Raw genomic sequence first — 14,063 nt, forward strand, 5'->3', positions numbered from 1 at the left:
CTAACGAGCCGGCTCAGCCCCGTTCAGGCTGGAAGCGCACCACAAAGCCATTGAGCTTTTGCTGTTTGCCCAGCTGATCACGCAGGCGATCCGCTTCGGCGCGCTCCACCACCGGACCGACGAACACCCGGTTCATACCATCGAAGCTGCGCACATAGGCGTTGTAGCCCTGGCTGCGCAGGGACTTCTGCAATTCGTCGGCGCGGGCACGGTTGGACAGGCTGGCCAGTTGCACCGACCAGCTCACCGGCAGGTTGTTGCTGTCCAGGCGCTGGGCCGGCGGATTCGCAGGAGCCGCCGGTGTGGCGCTGGCCTGGGGCTGCGGCGCGGGCGCGGCCGGTTTGGGAGTGGTCGGTTGCGGCGCCGGCGCCTTGGGTTGCACCGGCTGGGCAGGCAGACTGGCGATGGGCTCGGAGGGCGCCTGCGCGGACGCCGTCTCCGACGGCGGCACGGCGTTGTCCGCGTCATCGACCTGCGGCTCGGGCACTTCAGTGGGCTGGACCTCGACCGTCGGCATCGCCGGCGGCTTGGGCATCACCGGGGCATCGACCACGACCTGGCGTACATCGTCCTCGCGGGAGAACAGCATCGGCAGGAAGATGACTGCCAGTGCCAGCAGCACCAGCGCTCCGACTACCCGCTGCTTGAGCCCCTTATCGAGCAACGCCATGCAACAACTCCCCTTTGGTCTCTTATTGAGCAGCCTTGGCGAGCCACTCCAGGGCATCCGCCACGCTGTAGAACGATCCGAACACCAGAATCTCGTCGTCGGTGCTTGCTGCATCGCACTGCGCTACCAGCGCCGCGGCGATGTCGCCATGGCAACTGACCTGCGCACCACGCGCCTGAAGCGCGGCTTCCAGCTCCTGGGCCGGACGACTGCGGCCGGTGGGCAGCGGTGCAACGGCCCAATCCTGCACCAAGCCGAGCACGGGTTCCAGTACGCCGTCGAGATCCTTGTCCGCCAGCAGGCCGAACACTGCATGGCGCACGCCCTTGGGCGGCGCCGCGCGCAAGCGGCTGGCCAGGTATTGCGATGCGTGCGGATTATGCCCGACGTCGAGCAGCAAGTGGCGCTCTTCGCCGTGCCATTGCACGGTGCGGCGATCCAGGCGGCCGGTGACACGGGTACGCAGCAACGCCGCGGTCAGCGCATCGGGCTGCCAGGGCAAGTCCAGCAAGGCATAGACCTGCAAGGCCAGCGCCGCGTTCTCCATCGGCAAATCGAGCAGTGGAAGATTGTGCAGGCTCAGCGCTTCGCCCGACGCGGAGCGGCCCCGCCAGTGCCAGTCGCTCTCGCCCATCGCCAGGTCGAAATCGCGACCCCGAAGGATCAGCGGCGAACCCAACTGGCGCGCCTGCTCCAGGATCGGTGCCGGCGGCTCCAGGTCGCCGCACACGGCGGGCTTGCCAGCGCGGAAGATGCCGGCCTTCTCGAAGGCCACGCTTTCGCGGGTATCCCCCAGCCAGTCGGCATGATCGATGCCGATGCTGGTGACCACGGCGATATCGGAGTCGATCAGATTGACCGCATCCAGACGTCCACCCAGGCCGACTTCCAGCACCACCGCATCGAGACTGGCGTGCTCGAACAGCCAGAAGGCCGCGAGCGTACCCATCTCGAAGTAGGTCAGGGAGATTTCGCCACGGGCCGCCTCAACGGCGGCGAAGGCTTCGCAGAGCGCCTCATCGCTGGCTTCGACGCCATCGATGAGCACGCGCTCGTTGTAGCGCAGCAGGTGCGGCGAGCTGTAGACGCCGACACGCTGCCCCTGCTCGCCGAGCATGGCGGCCAGGAAGGCGCAGGTGGAACCCTTGCCGTTGGTACCGGTGACGGTCACCACGCGGGGCGCGGGACGCCCCAGGCCTAGCCGGCCAGCTACCTCACGGGAGCGGTCCAGCCCCATGTCGATTGCCGTGGGGTGGAGTTGTTCGAGGTAGCTGAGCCAGTCGGCAAGGGTACGTTGGGTCATCCTGCGAGCGCGGTATTGGGAGTGTGGGTGAACTTGGCGAGCACCTTGGCCAGGCGCGGACGCAGCTCGGCACGGTGAACGATCATGTCGATGGCGCCGTGCTCCAGCAGGAACTCGCTGCGCTGGAAACCTTCCGGCAGTTTCTCGCGCACGGTCTGCTCGATCACGCGTGGACCGGCGAAGCCGATCAGGGCGCGCGGCTCGCCGACGATCACATCACCGAGCATGGCAAGGCTCGCGGAAACACCGCCGTAGACCGGATCGGTCAGCACGGAAATGAACGGAATGCCTTCTTCGCGCAGGCGGGCCAGCGCAGCGGAGGTTTTGGCCATCTGCATCAGGGAGATCAGCGCTTCCTGCATGCGCGCGCCGCCCGAGGCGGAGAAGCAGATCATCGGGCAACGGTTTTCCAGGGCGTAGTTGGCGGCGCGCACGAAGCGCTCGCCGACGATGGAACCCATCGAGCCACCCATGAAGGAGAACTCGAAGGCGCTGACCACGACCGGCATGCCCATCAGCTTGCCGCTCATGGAGATCAGCGCGTCCTTCTCGCCGGTGTCTTTCTGCGCGGCGGTCAGTCGGTCCTTGTACTTCTTGCTGTCGCGGAACTTCAGGCGATCCACCGGCTCCAGCTCGGCGCCCAGCTCCTCGCGGCCTTCCTCATCGAGGAAGATGTCGATGCGCGCGCGCGCGCCGATGCGCATGTGGTGATCGCACTTGGGGCAGACGTCGAGGGTCTTTTCCAGCTCCGGACGGTACAGCACCGCCTCGCAGGACGGGCACTTGTGCCACAGGCCTTCCGGAACCGAGCTCTTCTTCGCCTCGGAACGCATGATGGAAGGGATCAGCTTGTCTACCAGCCAGTTGCTCATGCTCTCGTCTCCAGTGCAGGGGCACGGCGTGAAGCGCTGCGCGTGCCTCTGAGCAAATTCATCGTCGCGGCTCCGACCTCAAGGCCGAAACCCCTCGCAAACAAAGGCGCCGCCTGGGGCGTCGCCACGAATACACCACTCGATGCGGGTCATCGGCGACAGGCATCGACGACTCCCAACGCTGCCGTGCAGCGATTGGGTAGTGGACGGCGGCTGGCCGCTCGTCGTCACATGAAGATTCCGCGTCACACCACCGACCGGCACTGGGCGATGAAATCACGGATCTTCTGCGCGTCCTTGATCCCCTTGCTCGCCTCTACTCCACCGCTCACGTCCACGGCGTATGGGCGCACCTGGGCGATGGCCTCGGCCACGTTGGCGACCGTCAGGCCGCCAGCCAGGATCAGCGGGCGCGAGACATTCTTCGGCACCAGGGACCAATCGAAAGCCAGACCGGTTCCACCCGGCACGCCTTCGACGTAGGTATCCAGGAGGAAGCCGCTGGCCTGCGGGTAGTTCGCGATCTGCGCCACCACATCGTCACCGGCCTTCACCCGCAACGCCTTGAGATAAGGCTTGTGCCAGCCTGAACAGTCTTCCGGCGTTTCGTCGCCATGGAACTGCAGGATATCCAGCGGCACCGCATCGAGAATCTCGCCGAGTTCGCAGCGGCTGGCATCGACGAACAGGCCCACGGTGCTGACGAAGGGCGGCAGCGCGGCAATGATCGCCCTCGCCTGCTGGATGCTGACCGCGCGCGGACTCCGGGCGTAGAACACCAGGCCGATGGCGTCGGCCCCTGCGGCAGCGGCGACCAGGGCATCCTCGACTCGGGTAATACCGCAGATTTTGATGCGAACGGCTGACAAGATGCAGCAACCTTCAGGCAAGTGATCGATCGATGGTAGCAAATGACCCTGGCATCGTCAGCCAACGACATCCGGCAAACTTGAAAGGAAATGTGGCCCGACATAACGCTGGGGCAGCACGAACTCCTCCGGGTATTCCACGCCCACCAGGTACAGCCCGTAAGGGTGCGCCGTGATCCCGCTGGCACGCCGGTCGCGGGCGGCCAGCGCCTCGGCCGCCCATTCCACCGGGCGCTCACCGGCACCGATGGTCATCAGCATTCCGGCGAAGTTGCGCACCATATGGTGGAGGAAGGCGTTGGCGCGGACATCCAGCACGATGAAGCGCCCATGCTCGATCACTTCCAGGTGATGCACGGTCTTCACTGCCGACTTGGCCTGGCACTGCACCGCACGGAACGAAGTGAAGTCATGAGTACCAACCAGCGCGCGGGCCGCTTCGCGCATGCGCGAGACATCCAGCGGACGGTGGTTCCAGGTGACCTCTTCGGCCATATGCGCCGGGCGGATCTGATCGTTGTAGATCACATAGCGATAGCGCCGCGCCATGGCGGTGAAGCGGGCATGGAAGTGCGCCGGCATCACCTTGGCCCAGGTCACGCTGATATCGTTGGGCAGGTTGGCATTGGTGCCCATGACCCAGGCGATAAGCGAGCGCTCGGCCGTGGTATCGAAATGCACCACCTGCCCACTCGCGTGCACCAGTGCATCGGTGCGGCCCGCGCACATCAGCGAGACCGGATGATCGGCCACCCGGGACAGGGCTTTTTCCAGCGCGCCCTGCACGGTCGGCACACCATTTTCCTGGCGCTGCCAACCGCGATAACGCGAGCCTTTGAATTCGACGCCCAGGGCAATCCTGGAAACGCCAACGGCGGCCGATTCGGCCGCCGCTGAGGGTACTGCTTCAATCATTTAAAGAGAGCCTTCCGGCTCAGGCGATACGCCCGAGCAATTCACGCGCTTCCTGCTGCTGGTTGTCGTTACCCTCGGTGAGCACTTCATCGAGGATGTCGCGGGCGCCTTCAGTGTCGCCCATGTCGATATAGGCACGCGCCAGGTCGAGCTTGGTGGCGGCCTCGTCGGCGCCGGAGAGGAAGTCGAACTCATCCTCGTCGTCGGCACCGTCGCCTGGCAGCGCCAGGTCATCTGCGGCGACGAAACCGTCTTCAGCGCCAACGCCTTCGTCAGCGGCAAAGCCACCGTCGAAGGCCGGAGCCGGAGTTTCCGCAACGTCATTCTCGGCCGACAGGCGATCCAGTTCGGCGCTCACTTCGTCCAGCTGCGCCGCGAAGCTGTCGTCGGCCTTGGCCGGAGCAGGCTCATCGTCAGCCAGGGACAGGTCGAAGTCATCGGGGAGATCTTCCGCCAACGGCGATTTGGTCTCGGTGTCGAGACTGAACTCCTCGGGGCTCACGCCGGACAGCGACGCGGTGTCGTCGTCCAGGCCCAGCAGGAAGTCATCTTCGGCGGAGGTGGCGGAGATATGGGTGTCCTTCTCCAGATCCAGGGAGAAGTCCGACAGGTCATCGACCAGCGACGGGCTCGACGGCGACGTTGCGGGCCGCTCTTCCGGAAGATCCAGATCGAAAGCGAACTCATCGTCCGCCTTGTTGCTCGCCACCGGCTCCGGAGCGCTGAAAGCCAGGTCGTCATCCAGATCGAAACTCGAGAGTGCAAGATCGTCGCTGCGTTCGGCAGCCGGCGCGGCAGGCTTGTCTTCACCCAACTCCAGATCGTCCAGCGCCAGGTCGAAGGCATCATCCAGATCGTTGTGCGGCTGGGTGGCGGCTTGCGCTTCGACAGCCGGCGCTTCTACCTCGAAGTCATCCAGGCTGAAGCCATCGAGATCATCGCTCGCCGCGACGGCAGCAAGACCACCGCCGACCGCAGCCAGGGCGACCATGCCGGGATAGCGGGATTTCAGCTGTTCGACCTGCGGGTCGGCACCGCCGATTTCACGCAGCTCGTTCTCCTGGCGGGCGAAGCCTTCGCGATCACCGATCTCGGCGTAGACCTCCATCAGCTTCAGACGCAGGTCGGCGCGCTGCGGCTCGTCGTAGATGGCACCCTGCAGCAGTTCGGCGGCCTGGTTGAAGCGGCCATAGGCGATATAGATGTCCGCCTCGCCCAGCGCATCGCTGGTCTGCGCGGCAACACGTTCGGGCGCCTGCTGGCTGGGAACGGCCACTTCGGCGGCCTGGGCCACGTCCAGGTCATCCAGATCGCTGCCGGCGAGGCTCAGGTCATCATCCAGCACCGGCTCGTCCTCGACGGAGCGAGCGGCCAGATCTTCCTGTTCCTTGGCGGCGCGACGGCGCGAAATGATCATCAGCAGAACCAGCAGCGCCAATAGCGCACTGCCTGCGATGATGCCCAGCCACAGTGGGTTGGCGAGGATTTCGTCGAGAATGCTGGTTTCGGCCTGCTCGACCGGAGCCGCCGCGGGCGCCGGAGCGGGCGCGGGCTTCTGCGCCTCGGGAGCAGGAGCAGGCGCAACCGGAGCGGGAGCTGGCGCGGGTGCAGGCGCCGGCTGAACGGGCGCTTCGGCGGCCGGCGCGGGCGGCGTTCCGCTATCGCCGGAAGGAGCCGAAGGCTCTGCCGGGGTTACGGGGGCGACCGGCTGAGCGGCGGAGTCCGCGCCCGGAGCGGGGACCGGAACCGACGCAGCAGCATCGGCGGGTTTGCCGCTGCCCAGCTCATTCTGCAGCTTTGCCAGTTGCGCATCTTTCAGCGCAATGAGCTTCTGCAGCTTGTCCATCTGACTCTGCAGGTCGGTCATGCGACCCTGCAGCTCGTCATTTTCGCGACGAGTACTGTCGAGGCTTTCCTTGGTGACGGCAAGCTTGTCGGCCACGGCCTGGCCGTCCTTGCTGCCCTTGTCGCCACCCTTGGCCTTGCCGTTCTCGCCGGAAAGCAGGCGCAGGCTGTCCTTGGTTTCGGCCTGGGCCGGAGCGGCGCCCGCGTTGGCGCGCGGCGTAGCGTCGAGCTGGCGCGCGCCGCCGGTCGGTAGACTACGGCCTTCACGCCAGGCGCTGTACTGCTGATTCACCTGGGAGACGGCTTCGGGCTGGGTACGCGCCTTGATCTGCTCGGCATCGGGCAGGCGCAGCACCTGGCCGCTCTTCAGGCGGTTGATGTTGCCGCCGAGGAAAGCGTCGGGATTCAGGTCCTGGATCGCCAGCATGGTCTGCTGGACGGAAACGCTGCCGTCCGGGCGGGCGCGCGCGGCGATTTCCCAGAGGGTGTCATTGCGGCCGGTACGGTACTCGTTGCCTTCCAGGCGACGCGACGGCGCGGGAGCGGCGGCAACCGGGCGGGGCGCAGCGGTGGCAGTCGGGCGCGGTGCGGCAGTGGCGGCCGGGCGCACCACCGGTGCAGGCGCGGCCATCGGCGCGCGCGGCACGGCAGCGGCGGTCTGCGGGGAATACAGTGGCGGATCGAGCAGGACGGTGTACTCGCGGAGCAACCGGCCATTGGGCCAGAGCACTTCCACGAGGAAGTTCAGGTAGGGCTCCTGCACCGGACGATCGGAGGTCACGCGGATGACGCTCTTGCCGTTCGGCTTGACGATGGGAGTGAACTTCAGACCGGTCAGGAAATACTGACGGTCGACGCCGGCCTTGTTGAAGTCTTCCGGCGATGCCAGCTTCGGAATCACCTCGGCCGAGGACAGATCACGCACTTCGACCAGGTCGATCTCGGCATCCAGCGGCTGGTTCAGTGACGAACGCAGGTGGATGTCTCCCAACCCCAGTGCATGCGCCATGCCGGAGGTCAATGCCGTAGCAGCTGCGATTGCCTGCACCAGTTTACGAAGCCGGACCATAATTTAATCCCTTGTTTTAATAGCTTTTTTCTGGATTAGAACAACGTCTATCGGGCGCCGCTGCCCATCACACCGCCGATCTCCTCGGCAGTGCTTTCCCCCATCAGCGACGTTCCCGGCCAGTATTGCCAAGCTAGAATACTTCTTCAAATATTCGGTAAGTATCTTTTACAGATAGTGTTTTATCAACAATTCGGCCAAGTTCACAGCATTCAGCGCCGCGCCTTTTCTCACATTATCTGACGCAATCCACAAATTCAGTTCGCACGAATCTGACAGACCGGTCCGTAGGCGACCGACATAGACACTATCCTGCCCCTGCGCATCGCCGATGACAGTCGGATAATCGTCTTCCACCAGCTCGACTCCCTCGGCCGCCTCCAGAGCGGCGCTGACCGACGCCAGGGACACCGGCGCCGCCGTCTTGATCGACAGCATGAGCACGTCACCGAAGAACACCGGGGCGAGACTGCAGGTAACGCTCAGGCCATCCTTCACTTCGGGGAATAACGTGGCGAGCTCCGCAGCCATACGCCGCTCCACTACGGAATAACCCTGCTCATCGACGCCGCCCACTTGCGCGAGCATGTTGAAGGCGAACTGACGGTCCAGCAGGCGCGGCTCCAGCGGGCGGGCATTGAGCAATTCGGCGGTTTGCCGTGCCAGTTCCTGCACACCTTCGCGCCCCAGCGCCGAGGCGGACAGGCAGGCGGCCACGTTGACCTGGCGGAGCTCCACTACGCCGCGCAATGCGACAAGGACTTCAGCGACCTCGGCAGCAGGCGCGGCGGGCGCCGCGATCACGGCGGGGAGGTCAAGCGTATCCAGCACTTCGGCGTTTACGCTGGCCAGCGCCAGTTGCGCCCCGGCCTTGCCGAGGGAAGCGCCACTGAGGTCGATCACGCTGCAGCCCGCCGCCCGCGCGCGAACGGCGCAGTCGCTGGCCGCCTCGGCACCGATCGAAAGGAAGACCAGGCGTACCTTGGCGAAATCGAAGTCGGCGAGATTGCCGACCCGGATATTGCGCCCGCGGAAGCCCATCGACTTGCCGGCGGACTCGCCGCTGGCCAGCAGATACAGGTTGGTGACGGGAGCGTCACGTTCTTCCAGGAGTTCGACCAGAGCCTCGCCCACGAGTCCAGTGGCGCCAACTACGGCAATGTCGATGGTTTCAGGCATCCGGGGTCTCGCATTCGGTGGGAAAAGTAGCGCAGCACTTTACTGCCCCCACCGGCGGCGAAGCAATCGAGTGCCCCGCCGCCTATCGCCGCATCTCAGGGACGCGAGCCGTCACCCGCGGCCTGGGCGGTCAACGCCGCGGCGGTCTGGGCGACCTCCCCGGCCGCCGCTTGCGGATTGACGGCAGCCGACGCCGGCTGCGCTTTGGCGCGATCCTGCTCGGCCAGACGCGCGATCAGGCCGGCGATCTGCGCATCCTTCAACTCGATCAGCTTGTTCAGTTTCTGCGTCTGGCTTTCCAGGTCGGAAATCCGGCTGCGCAGCTCATCGCCTTCACGACGAGCGCTGTCCAGGCCTTCCTGGGCGACCGCCAATTGCTCGGCCTCGACCTTCTCGCTGTTCTTGCCCGGACGTCCGGAGAGCAGGCGCAGGTTGTCGCGCGCCTCGGCCTTCGCGGGCGCGGCGCCTGCCTCGGCCTTATGCGTAGCGTCCAGTTGCCGTCCCTGCTGGGCTACCTGCGGATTGCTGCGGGCTTTCCACTGGGCGCTTTGCGATTCGACAAAGGCCGTCGCCTGGGCATGGCTTTGCTCGCCAATCTGCTGCGCGCTCGGCAGCCGCAGCACCTGGCCGACCTTCAGTCGGTTGATGTTGCCATCGACGAACGCATCCGGATTCATTCGCTGGATCGCAGCCATGGTCTGCATGACCGATACGCCCGTGGACGGACGATTGCGCGATGCGATATCCCAGAGAGCATCGTTGCGCTGGATGCGGTAGCTGTCGGCAGCCTGGGTGGCCTGCGCAGGCTGCACCTGCGCCGCGCGGACCGGAGTGATCGGCGTTGCCGCGATGGCGGGCGGCGTTACCGGGCTTGCCACATAGCTGGGCGGGTCCAGCAGTATGGTGAATTCGCGCACCAGACGGCCTTGCGGCCAGACGACCTGCAGCACGAAGTTGAGGTACGGCTCGCGGATAGGACGCGATGAATTGATACGGATGACGCCGCGGCCATTGCGGCCGACGTCCGGGATAAAGCTCAGGCCGCTGGTCACGACACTGCGGTCCACGCCCAGCCGCTCGAAATCCTGCGCCGACGCCAGGCTGACCTTCACCTCTTCGGAGGTCAGGTCGGCCACGCCGCGCAATTCGATATTGGCCGAGAGGGTCTGCCCCAGCACCGCCCGCGAGGAAATCTCGCCCAGCTCCAGGGCGCCTGCCATACCCGGCACGCAAGCCGCGGCCACCGCCGTCGCCAACAACAATCTGTGTAACCGAGCCATCCTCTCCCCCGCTGCTTGCTATGGCCGGCGCGAAAGGACGCACCGAAACCTGTCCCCATGGACGGGCTGCGAGGATAGCGACTGGTTCCCGGCTGCTTTTCCGGCTACGTCACAGAAACTGGCGTCAACAGGCCGACGGTCACGCGGACTGGCGTATTTGTGCAGTGGTTCACCTACACAAAGGGAACTTCTCGTGCATCAGAAAGCACGACGCCGGCACTGGGCCGGCGTCGTGGGATCACGCAGAGCGGATCAACGCTCGAGCAGGATGCGCAGCATGCGGCGCAGCGGCTCGGCGGCGCCCCACAGCAGTTGGTCGCCGACGGTGAAGGCACCGATGTACTGCGAGCCCATGTTGAGCTTGCGCAGACGGCCGACCGGAACGCTCAGGGTGCCGGTGACGGCTGCCGGAGTCAGTTCGCGCATGCTGATCTCGCGCTGGTTCGGGATCAGCTTGACCCAGGGGTTGTGCTGGCTGATCAGGCCTTCGATGTCCGCGATGGGCACATCCTTGTTCAGCTTGATGGTCAGCGCCTGGCTGTGGCAGCGCATGGCGCCGATGCGCACGCAGATGCCGTCGACCGGGATCGGGTTCTTGAAGCGACCGAGGATCTTGTTGGTCTCCGCCTGGCCTTTCCACTCTTCGCGGCTCTGGCCGTTCGGCAGTTCCTTGTCGATCCACGGGATCAGGCTGCCGGCCAGCGGAGCGCCGAAGTTCTCGGTCGGCATGGCATCGCTGCGGATGGCCTCGGCGACCTTGCGGTCGATGTCGAGGATGGCGCTGGACGGGTTGGCCAGGTCATCGGCGACGGAGGCATTGATGGCGCCCATCTGCTTGATCAGCTCGCGCATGTTCTGCGCGCCGGCGCCGGAGGCCGCCTGGTAGGTCATGGCGGACATCCACTCGACCAGGCCGGCTTCGAACAGGCCGCCCAGGGCCATCAGCATCAGGCTGACGGTGCAGTTGCCGCCGATGTAGTTCTTGGTGCCAGCGTCCAGCGAATTGTCGATGACCTTGCGGTTGACCGGGTCGAGGACGATGACCGCGTCATCCTGCATGCGCAGGCTGGAGGCGGCGTCGATCCAGTAGCCCTGCCAGCCGGCTTCGCGCAGCTTGGGGAAGACTTCGCTGGTGTAGTCGCCACCCTGGCAGGTCAGGATGACGTCGAGGGTTTTCAGTTCCTCGATGCTGTAGGCGTCCTTGAGGGGGGCAATGTCCTTGCCAATGGACGGGCCTTCGCCACCCACATTGGAGGTGGTGAAGAACACCGGCTCGATCAGGTCGAAGTCCCGCTCTTCCAGCATCCGCTGCATGAGCACCGAACCCACCATGCCACGCCAACCGATCAGACCTACACGCTTCATCGCTACTACACCTTCAAGTATTTAGAGGGCCGTCGCTCCCGCCTTCCTACAGAGTGCCGGGAGCGAACGAACCGGAGAGATTACAGATTCCGCAGAGCCGCGACTACCGCATCGCCCATTTCGCGGGTACCGACCTTGGTGCAGCCTTCGGACCAGATGTCACCGGTGCGCAGGCCCTGGTCGAGCACCAGGCTGACGGCCTTCTCGATGGCGTCGGCGGCGGCGCCTTCGTTGAAGGTGTAACGCAGCATCATCGAGACCGAGAGGATGGTCGCCAGCGGGTTGGCGATGCCCTTGCCGGCGATGTCCGGCGCGGAACCGTGGCAAGGCTCGTACATGCCCTTGTTGTTCGAGTCCAGCGAGGCAGAAGGCAGCATGCCGATGGAGCCGGTGAGCATGGAAGCCTCATCCGACAGGATGTCGCCGAACATGTTGTCGGTCACCATCACGTCGAACTGCTTCGGCGCGCGGACCAGTTGCATGGCGGCGTTGTCGACGTACATGTGCGACAGCTCGATGTCCGGATAGTCCTTGGCGACTTCCTCGACCACTTCGCGCCACAGCTGGCTGGAAGCCAGGACGTTGGCCTTGTCCACCGAGCACAGCTTCTTGTTGCGCACACGGGCCATGTCGAAGCCGACACGGGCGATGCGGCGGATTTCGCTTTCGCTGTACGGCAGGGTGTCGTACGCCTGGCGCTCGCCGTTCTCCAGTACGCGCTGCTCGCGCGGTTGGCCGAAGTAGATGCCACCGGTCAGCTCACGGACGATGAGGATGTCGAGGCCGGCGACCACTTCGGGCTTCAGGCTGGAGGCATCGGCCAGTTGCGGGTAGAGGATGGCCGGACGCAGGTTGCCGAACAGGCCCAGTTGCGAGCGGATCTTCAGCAGGCCGCGCTCAGGGCGGATGTCACGCTCGATCTTGTCCCATTTCGGGCCGCCCACGGCGCCCAGCAGGACGGCGTCGGAGTTGCGCGCGCGCTCCAGGGTCTCGTCGGCCAGCGGTACGCCATGCTTGTCGATGGCGGCGCCACCGATCACGTCTTCGGTCAGTTCGAAGCCCAGGGCGAACTTGTCGTTGGCCAGCTCCAGCACCTTGACCGCTTCGGCCATGATTTCCGGACCGATACCGTCGCCGGGGAGAACCAGAATCTGTTTGCTCATCTCTCTGCTCACTTTTTAAAAGTCGCTTGGCAAAAAACGTAACGCCCCGGGCGGCCCACGCCACCCGGAGCGGTCAAAAGCTGAAATCAGCGCTCGGCCCAGAGCACCAGCACGTCGGTGCTGAAGGAACCCTCGGCGTCGATCTCGAAATACTCGCGCACCTCGTCGCCCACCGAAAGCTGCAGGGCACGAATGGCCTGGCGCATCACTTCCGGAGTGCGCATCCGCTCGACCCAGGAGGTGAACTCCAGGCGCAGGCGTTGGCGGCTGCAGCCCGTGACGGCAAGCCCCGCCTCACCCACCAGGCGCGCCCACTCGGACGGCGAATAATCGCGCACATGGCTGGTGTCGCGCAGCACTTCGACTGCCTGTAAATGCGTATCCAGCAGCGGCAGGCCAGGTGCCGTCACGTCGATGAAGCAGGCCACGCCGCCCGGCTTGAGCACCCGGCGCACGTCGCGCAGCGCCTGGCCGACATCCCGCCAGTGGTGCGCGGAATAGCGGCTGAAGACGAAGTCGAACTCGCCATCCTCGAACGGCAGCTGCTCGGCGGCGCCGCAGCGGGTGGAGATGTTGCCCAGCCCGCGCTCCGCGGCTGCCGAAGCCACCACATCGAGCATCTGTTGCGACAGATCGTAGGCCACCACCTCGCCGGCCAGCGGCGCGACGTTGAAACTCACATGCCCCGCCCCGCAGCCGAGGTCCAGCACACGCGCGCCAGTGGTCGCCGACAGTCGCTCGCGCAGCTGGGCGAATTCCTCACCCTGGGCGTGGACAGCGCTGGTCAGGTAAGCGTTGGCCTGGGCACCGAACTGGCGCTGTACCACTTGCTCATGGCGACTCTGGGTCATGGCTTTCTCCTTGGTGTTGGCTGCTGCGGCGCCCTCAGGCGTCGCGGAACAACCAGGGTTGCTGCTGTTTGTAACCGGTTTCGAAGTTGCGAATGGCGTCGGCGTCCTGCAGGGTCAGGCCGATGTCGTCCAGGCCGTTGAGCAGGCAGTGCTTGCGGAACGCGTCCACTTCGAAGCTGTACTGCTTGCCGTCCGGACGGGTCACGGTCTGCGCGGCCAGGTCGACGGTCAGTTGGTAGCCCTCGGTGGCTTCGCACTGGGCGAACAGCTCGTCCACTTCTTCGTCCTTCAAAATGATCGGCAGCAGGCCGTTCTTGAAGCTGTTGTTGAAGAAGATGTCGGCGAAGCTCGGCGCGATCACGGTGCGGAAGCCGTACTCGTCCAGCGCCCACGGCGCGTGCTCGCGGGAGGAGCCGCAACCGAAGTTCTCACGGGCGAGCAGCACACTGGCGCCCTGGAAGCGCGGGAAGTTGAGGACGAAGTCCTTGTTGATCGGGCGCTTGGAGTTGTCCTGGTTCGGCTGGCCAACGTCCAGGTAACGCCACTCGTCGAACAGGTTCGGGCCAAAGCCGGTGCGCTTGATCGACTTGAGGAATTGCTTGGGGATGATCTGGTCGGTGTCGACGTTGGCGCGGTCGAGCGGCGCGACGAGACCGGTGTGCTGGGTAAAGGCTTTCATCTA

Annotated in this window: 12 protein-coding genes; all 12 read right to left on the reverse strand. The window is 65.1% G+C overall.

Going from position 1 to position 14,063, the window contains the following annotated elements; all coding sequences use genetic code 11:
• Positions 1 to 13: 13 nt before the first annotated feature.
• Positions 14 to 670, reverse strand: a complete 657-nt coding sequence (locus JVX91_RS24410) for an SPOR domain-containing protein (protein ID WP_205336657.1) — start codon at positions 668 to 670, stop codon at positions 14 to 16.
• Between the two features lie 22 nt (positions 671 to 692).
• The gene (folC, locus tag JVX91_RS24415; RefSeq protein ID WP_205336658.1) at positions 693 to 1,973 is read right to left on the reverse strand and encodes a bifunctional tetrahydrofolate synthase/dihydrofolate synthase; all 1,281 of its coding nucleotides are present in this window, start codon (positions 1,971 to 1,973) and stop codon (positions 693 to 695) included.
• Positions 1,970 to 2,845, reverse strand: coding sequence for an acetyl-CoA carboxylase, carboxyltransferase subunit beta (accD, locus tag JVX91_RS24420; protein WP_205336659.1), 876 nt, complete (start codon positions 2,843 to 2,845; stop codon positions 1,970 to 1,972). Before accD ends, folC begins: the two co-directional genes overlap by 4 nt.
• Positions 2,846 to 3,090: 245 nt before the next feature.
• Positions 3,091 to 3,714 (reverse strand): phosphoribosylanthranilate isomerase, encoded by a 624-nt coding sequence (locus JVX91_RS24425; RefSeq protein WP_205336660.1) that lies wholly within the window; start codon positions 3,712 to 3,714, stop codon positions 3,091 to 3,093.
• 57 nt (positions 3,715 to 3,771) lie between these two features.
• The gene (truA, locus tag JVX91_RS24430) at positions 3,772 to 4,629 is read right to left on the reverse strand and encodes a tRNA pseudouridine(38-40) synthase TruA (RefSeq protein ID WP_205336661.1); all 858 of its coding nucleotides are present in this window, start codon (positions 4,627 to 4,629) and stop codon (positions 3,772 to 3,774) included.
• Positions 4,630 to 4,648: 19 nt separating this feature from the next.
• Positions 4,649 to 7,543, reverse strand: a complete 2,895-nt coding sequence (locus JVX91_RS24435) for a FimV family protein (RefSeq protein ID WP_205336662.1) — start codon at positions 7,541 to 7,543, stop codon at positions 4,649 to 4,651.
• Positions 7,544 to 7,711: 168 nt separating this feature from the next.
• Positions 7,712 to 8,722: an aspartate-semialdehyde dehydrogenase gene (locus JVX91_RS24440; protein ID WP_205336663.1), complete on the reverse strand. Its 1,011-nt coding sequence runs from the start codon at positions 8,720 to 8,722 to the stop codon at positions 7,712 to 7,714.
• A 95-nt stretch (positions 8,723 to 8,817) separates the two neighbouring features.
• Positions 8,818 to 9,942, reverse strand: coding sequence for a FimV/HubP family polar landmark protein (locus tag JVX91_RS24445; protein ID WP_240201661.1), 1,125 nt, complete (start codon positions 9,940 to 9,942; stop codon positions 8,818 to 8,820).
• 312 nt (positions 9,943 to 10,254) lie between these two features.
• Complete coding sequence (gene asd, locus JVX91_RS24450; RefSeq protein ID WP_205336664.1) at positions 10,255 to 11,367, reverse strand: aspartate-semialdehyde dehydrogenase; 1,113 nt, start codon at positions 11,365 to 11,367, stop codon at positions 10,255 to 10,257.
• Between the two features lie 80 nt (positions 11,368 to 11,447).
• The gene (gene leuB, locus JVX91_RS24455; protein ID WP_024766915.1) at positions 11,448 to 12,530 is read right to left on the reverse strand and encodes a 3-isopropylmalate dehydrogenase; all 1,083 of its coding nucleotides are present in this window, start codon (positions 12,528 to 12,530) and stop codon (positions 11,448 to 11,450) included.
• A gap of 86 nt (positions 12,531 to 12,616) precedes the next feature.
• Positions 12,617 to 13,381, reverse strand: a complete 765-nt coding sequence (locus JVX91_RS24460) for a class I SAM-dependent methyltransferase (RefSeq protein ID WP_205336665.1) — start codon at positions 13,379 to 13,381, stop codon at positions 12,617 to 12,619.
• 34 nt (positions 13,382 to 13,415) lie between these two features.
• Positions 13,416 to 14,060 (reverse strand): 3-isopropylmalate dehydratase small subunit, encoded by a 645-nt coding sequence (gene leuD, locus JVX91_RS24465; protein ID WP_205336666.1) that lies wholly within the window; start codon positions 14,058 to 14,060, stop codon positions 13,416 to 13,418.
• Between the last annotated feature and the right edge of the window lie 3 nt (positions 14,061 to 14,063).

The organism is Pseudomonas sp. PDNC002 (genome assembly GCF_016919445.1).
In the GTDB taxonomy this organism is placed as follows: Bacteria; Pseudomonadota; Gammaproteobacteria; order Pseudomonadales; family Pseudomonadaceae; genus Pseudomonas.

Excerpts from the sequence above, each read along its gene's own strand:
- JVX91_RS24440 (WP_205336663.1), bottom strand. The coding sequence starts at position 8,722 with ATGCCTGAAACCATCGACATTGCCGTAGTTGGCGCCACTGGACTCGTG.
- JVX91_RS24410 (WP_205336657.1), bottom strand. The coding sequence starts at position 670 with ATGGCGTTGCTCGATAAGGGGCTCAAGCAGCGGGTAGTCGGAGCGCTG.
- accD (WP_205336659.1), bottom strand. The coding sequence starts at position 2,845 with ATGAGCAACTGGCTGGTAGACAAGCTGATCCCTTCCATCATGCGTTCC.
- JVX91_RS24445 (WP_240201661.1), bottom strand. The coding sequence starts at position 9,942 with ATGGCAGGCGCCCTGGAGCTGGGCGAGATTTCCTCGCGGGCGGTGCTG.
- truA (WP_205336661.1), bottom strand. The coding sequence starts at position 4,629 with ATGATTGAAGCAGTACCCTCAGCGGCGGCCGAATCGGCCGCCGTTGGC.
- leuD (WP_205336666.1), bottom strand. The coding sequence starts at position 14,060 with ATGAAAGCCTTTACCCAGCACACCGGTCTCGTCGCGCCGCTCGACCGC.
- asd (WP_205336664.1), bottom strand. The coding sequence starts at position 11,367 with ATGAAGCGTGTAGGTCTGATCGGTTGGCGTGGCATGGTGGGTTCGGTG.
- JVX91_RS24460 (WP_205336665.1), bottom strand. The coding sequence starts at position 13,381 with ATGACCCAGAGTCGCCATGAGCAAGTGGTACAGCGCCAGTTCGGTGCC.
- leuB (WP_024766915.1), bottom strand. The coding sequence starts at position 12,530 with ATGAGCAAACAGATTCTGGTTCTCCCCGGCGACGGTATCGGTCCGGAA.
- folC (WP_205336658.1), bottom strand. The coding sequence starts at position 1,973 with ATGACCCAACGTACCCTTGCCGACTGGCTCAGCTACCTCGAACAACTC.
- JVX91_RS24435 (WP_205336662.1), bottom strand. The coding sequence starts at position 7,543 with ATGGTCCGGCTTCGTAAACTGGTGCAGGCAATCGCAGCTGCTACGGCA.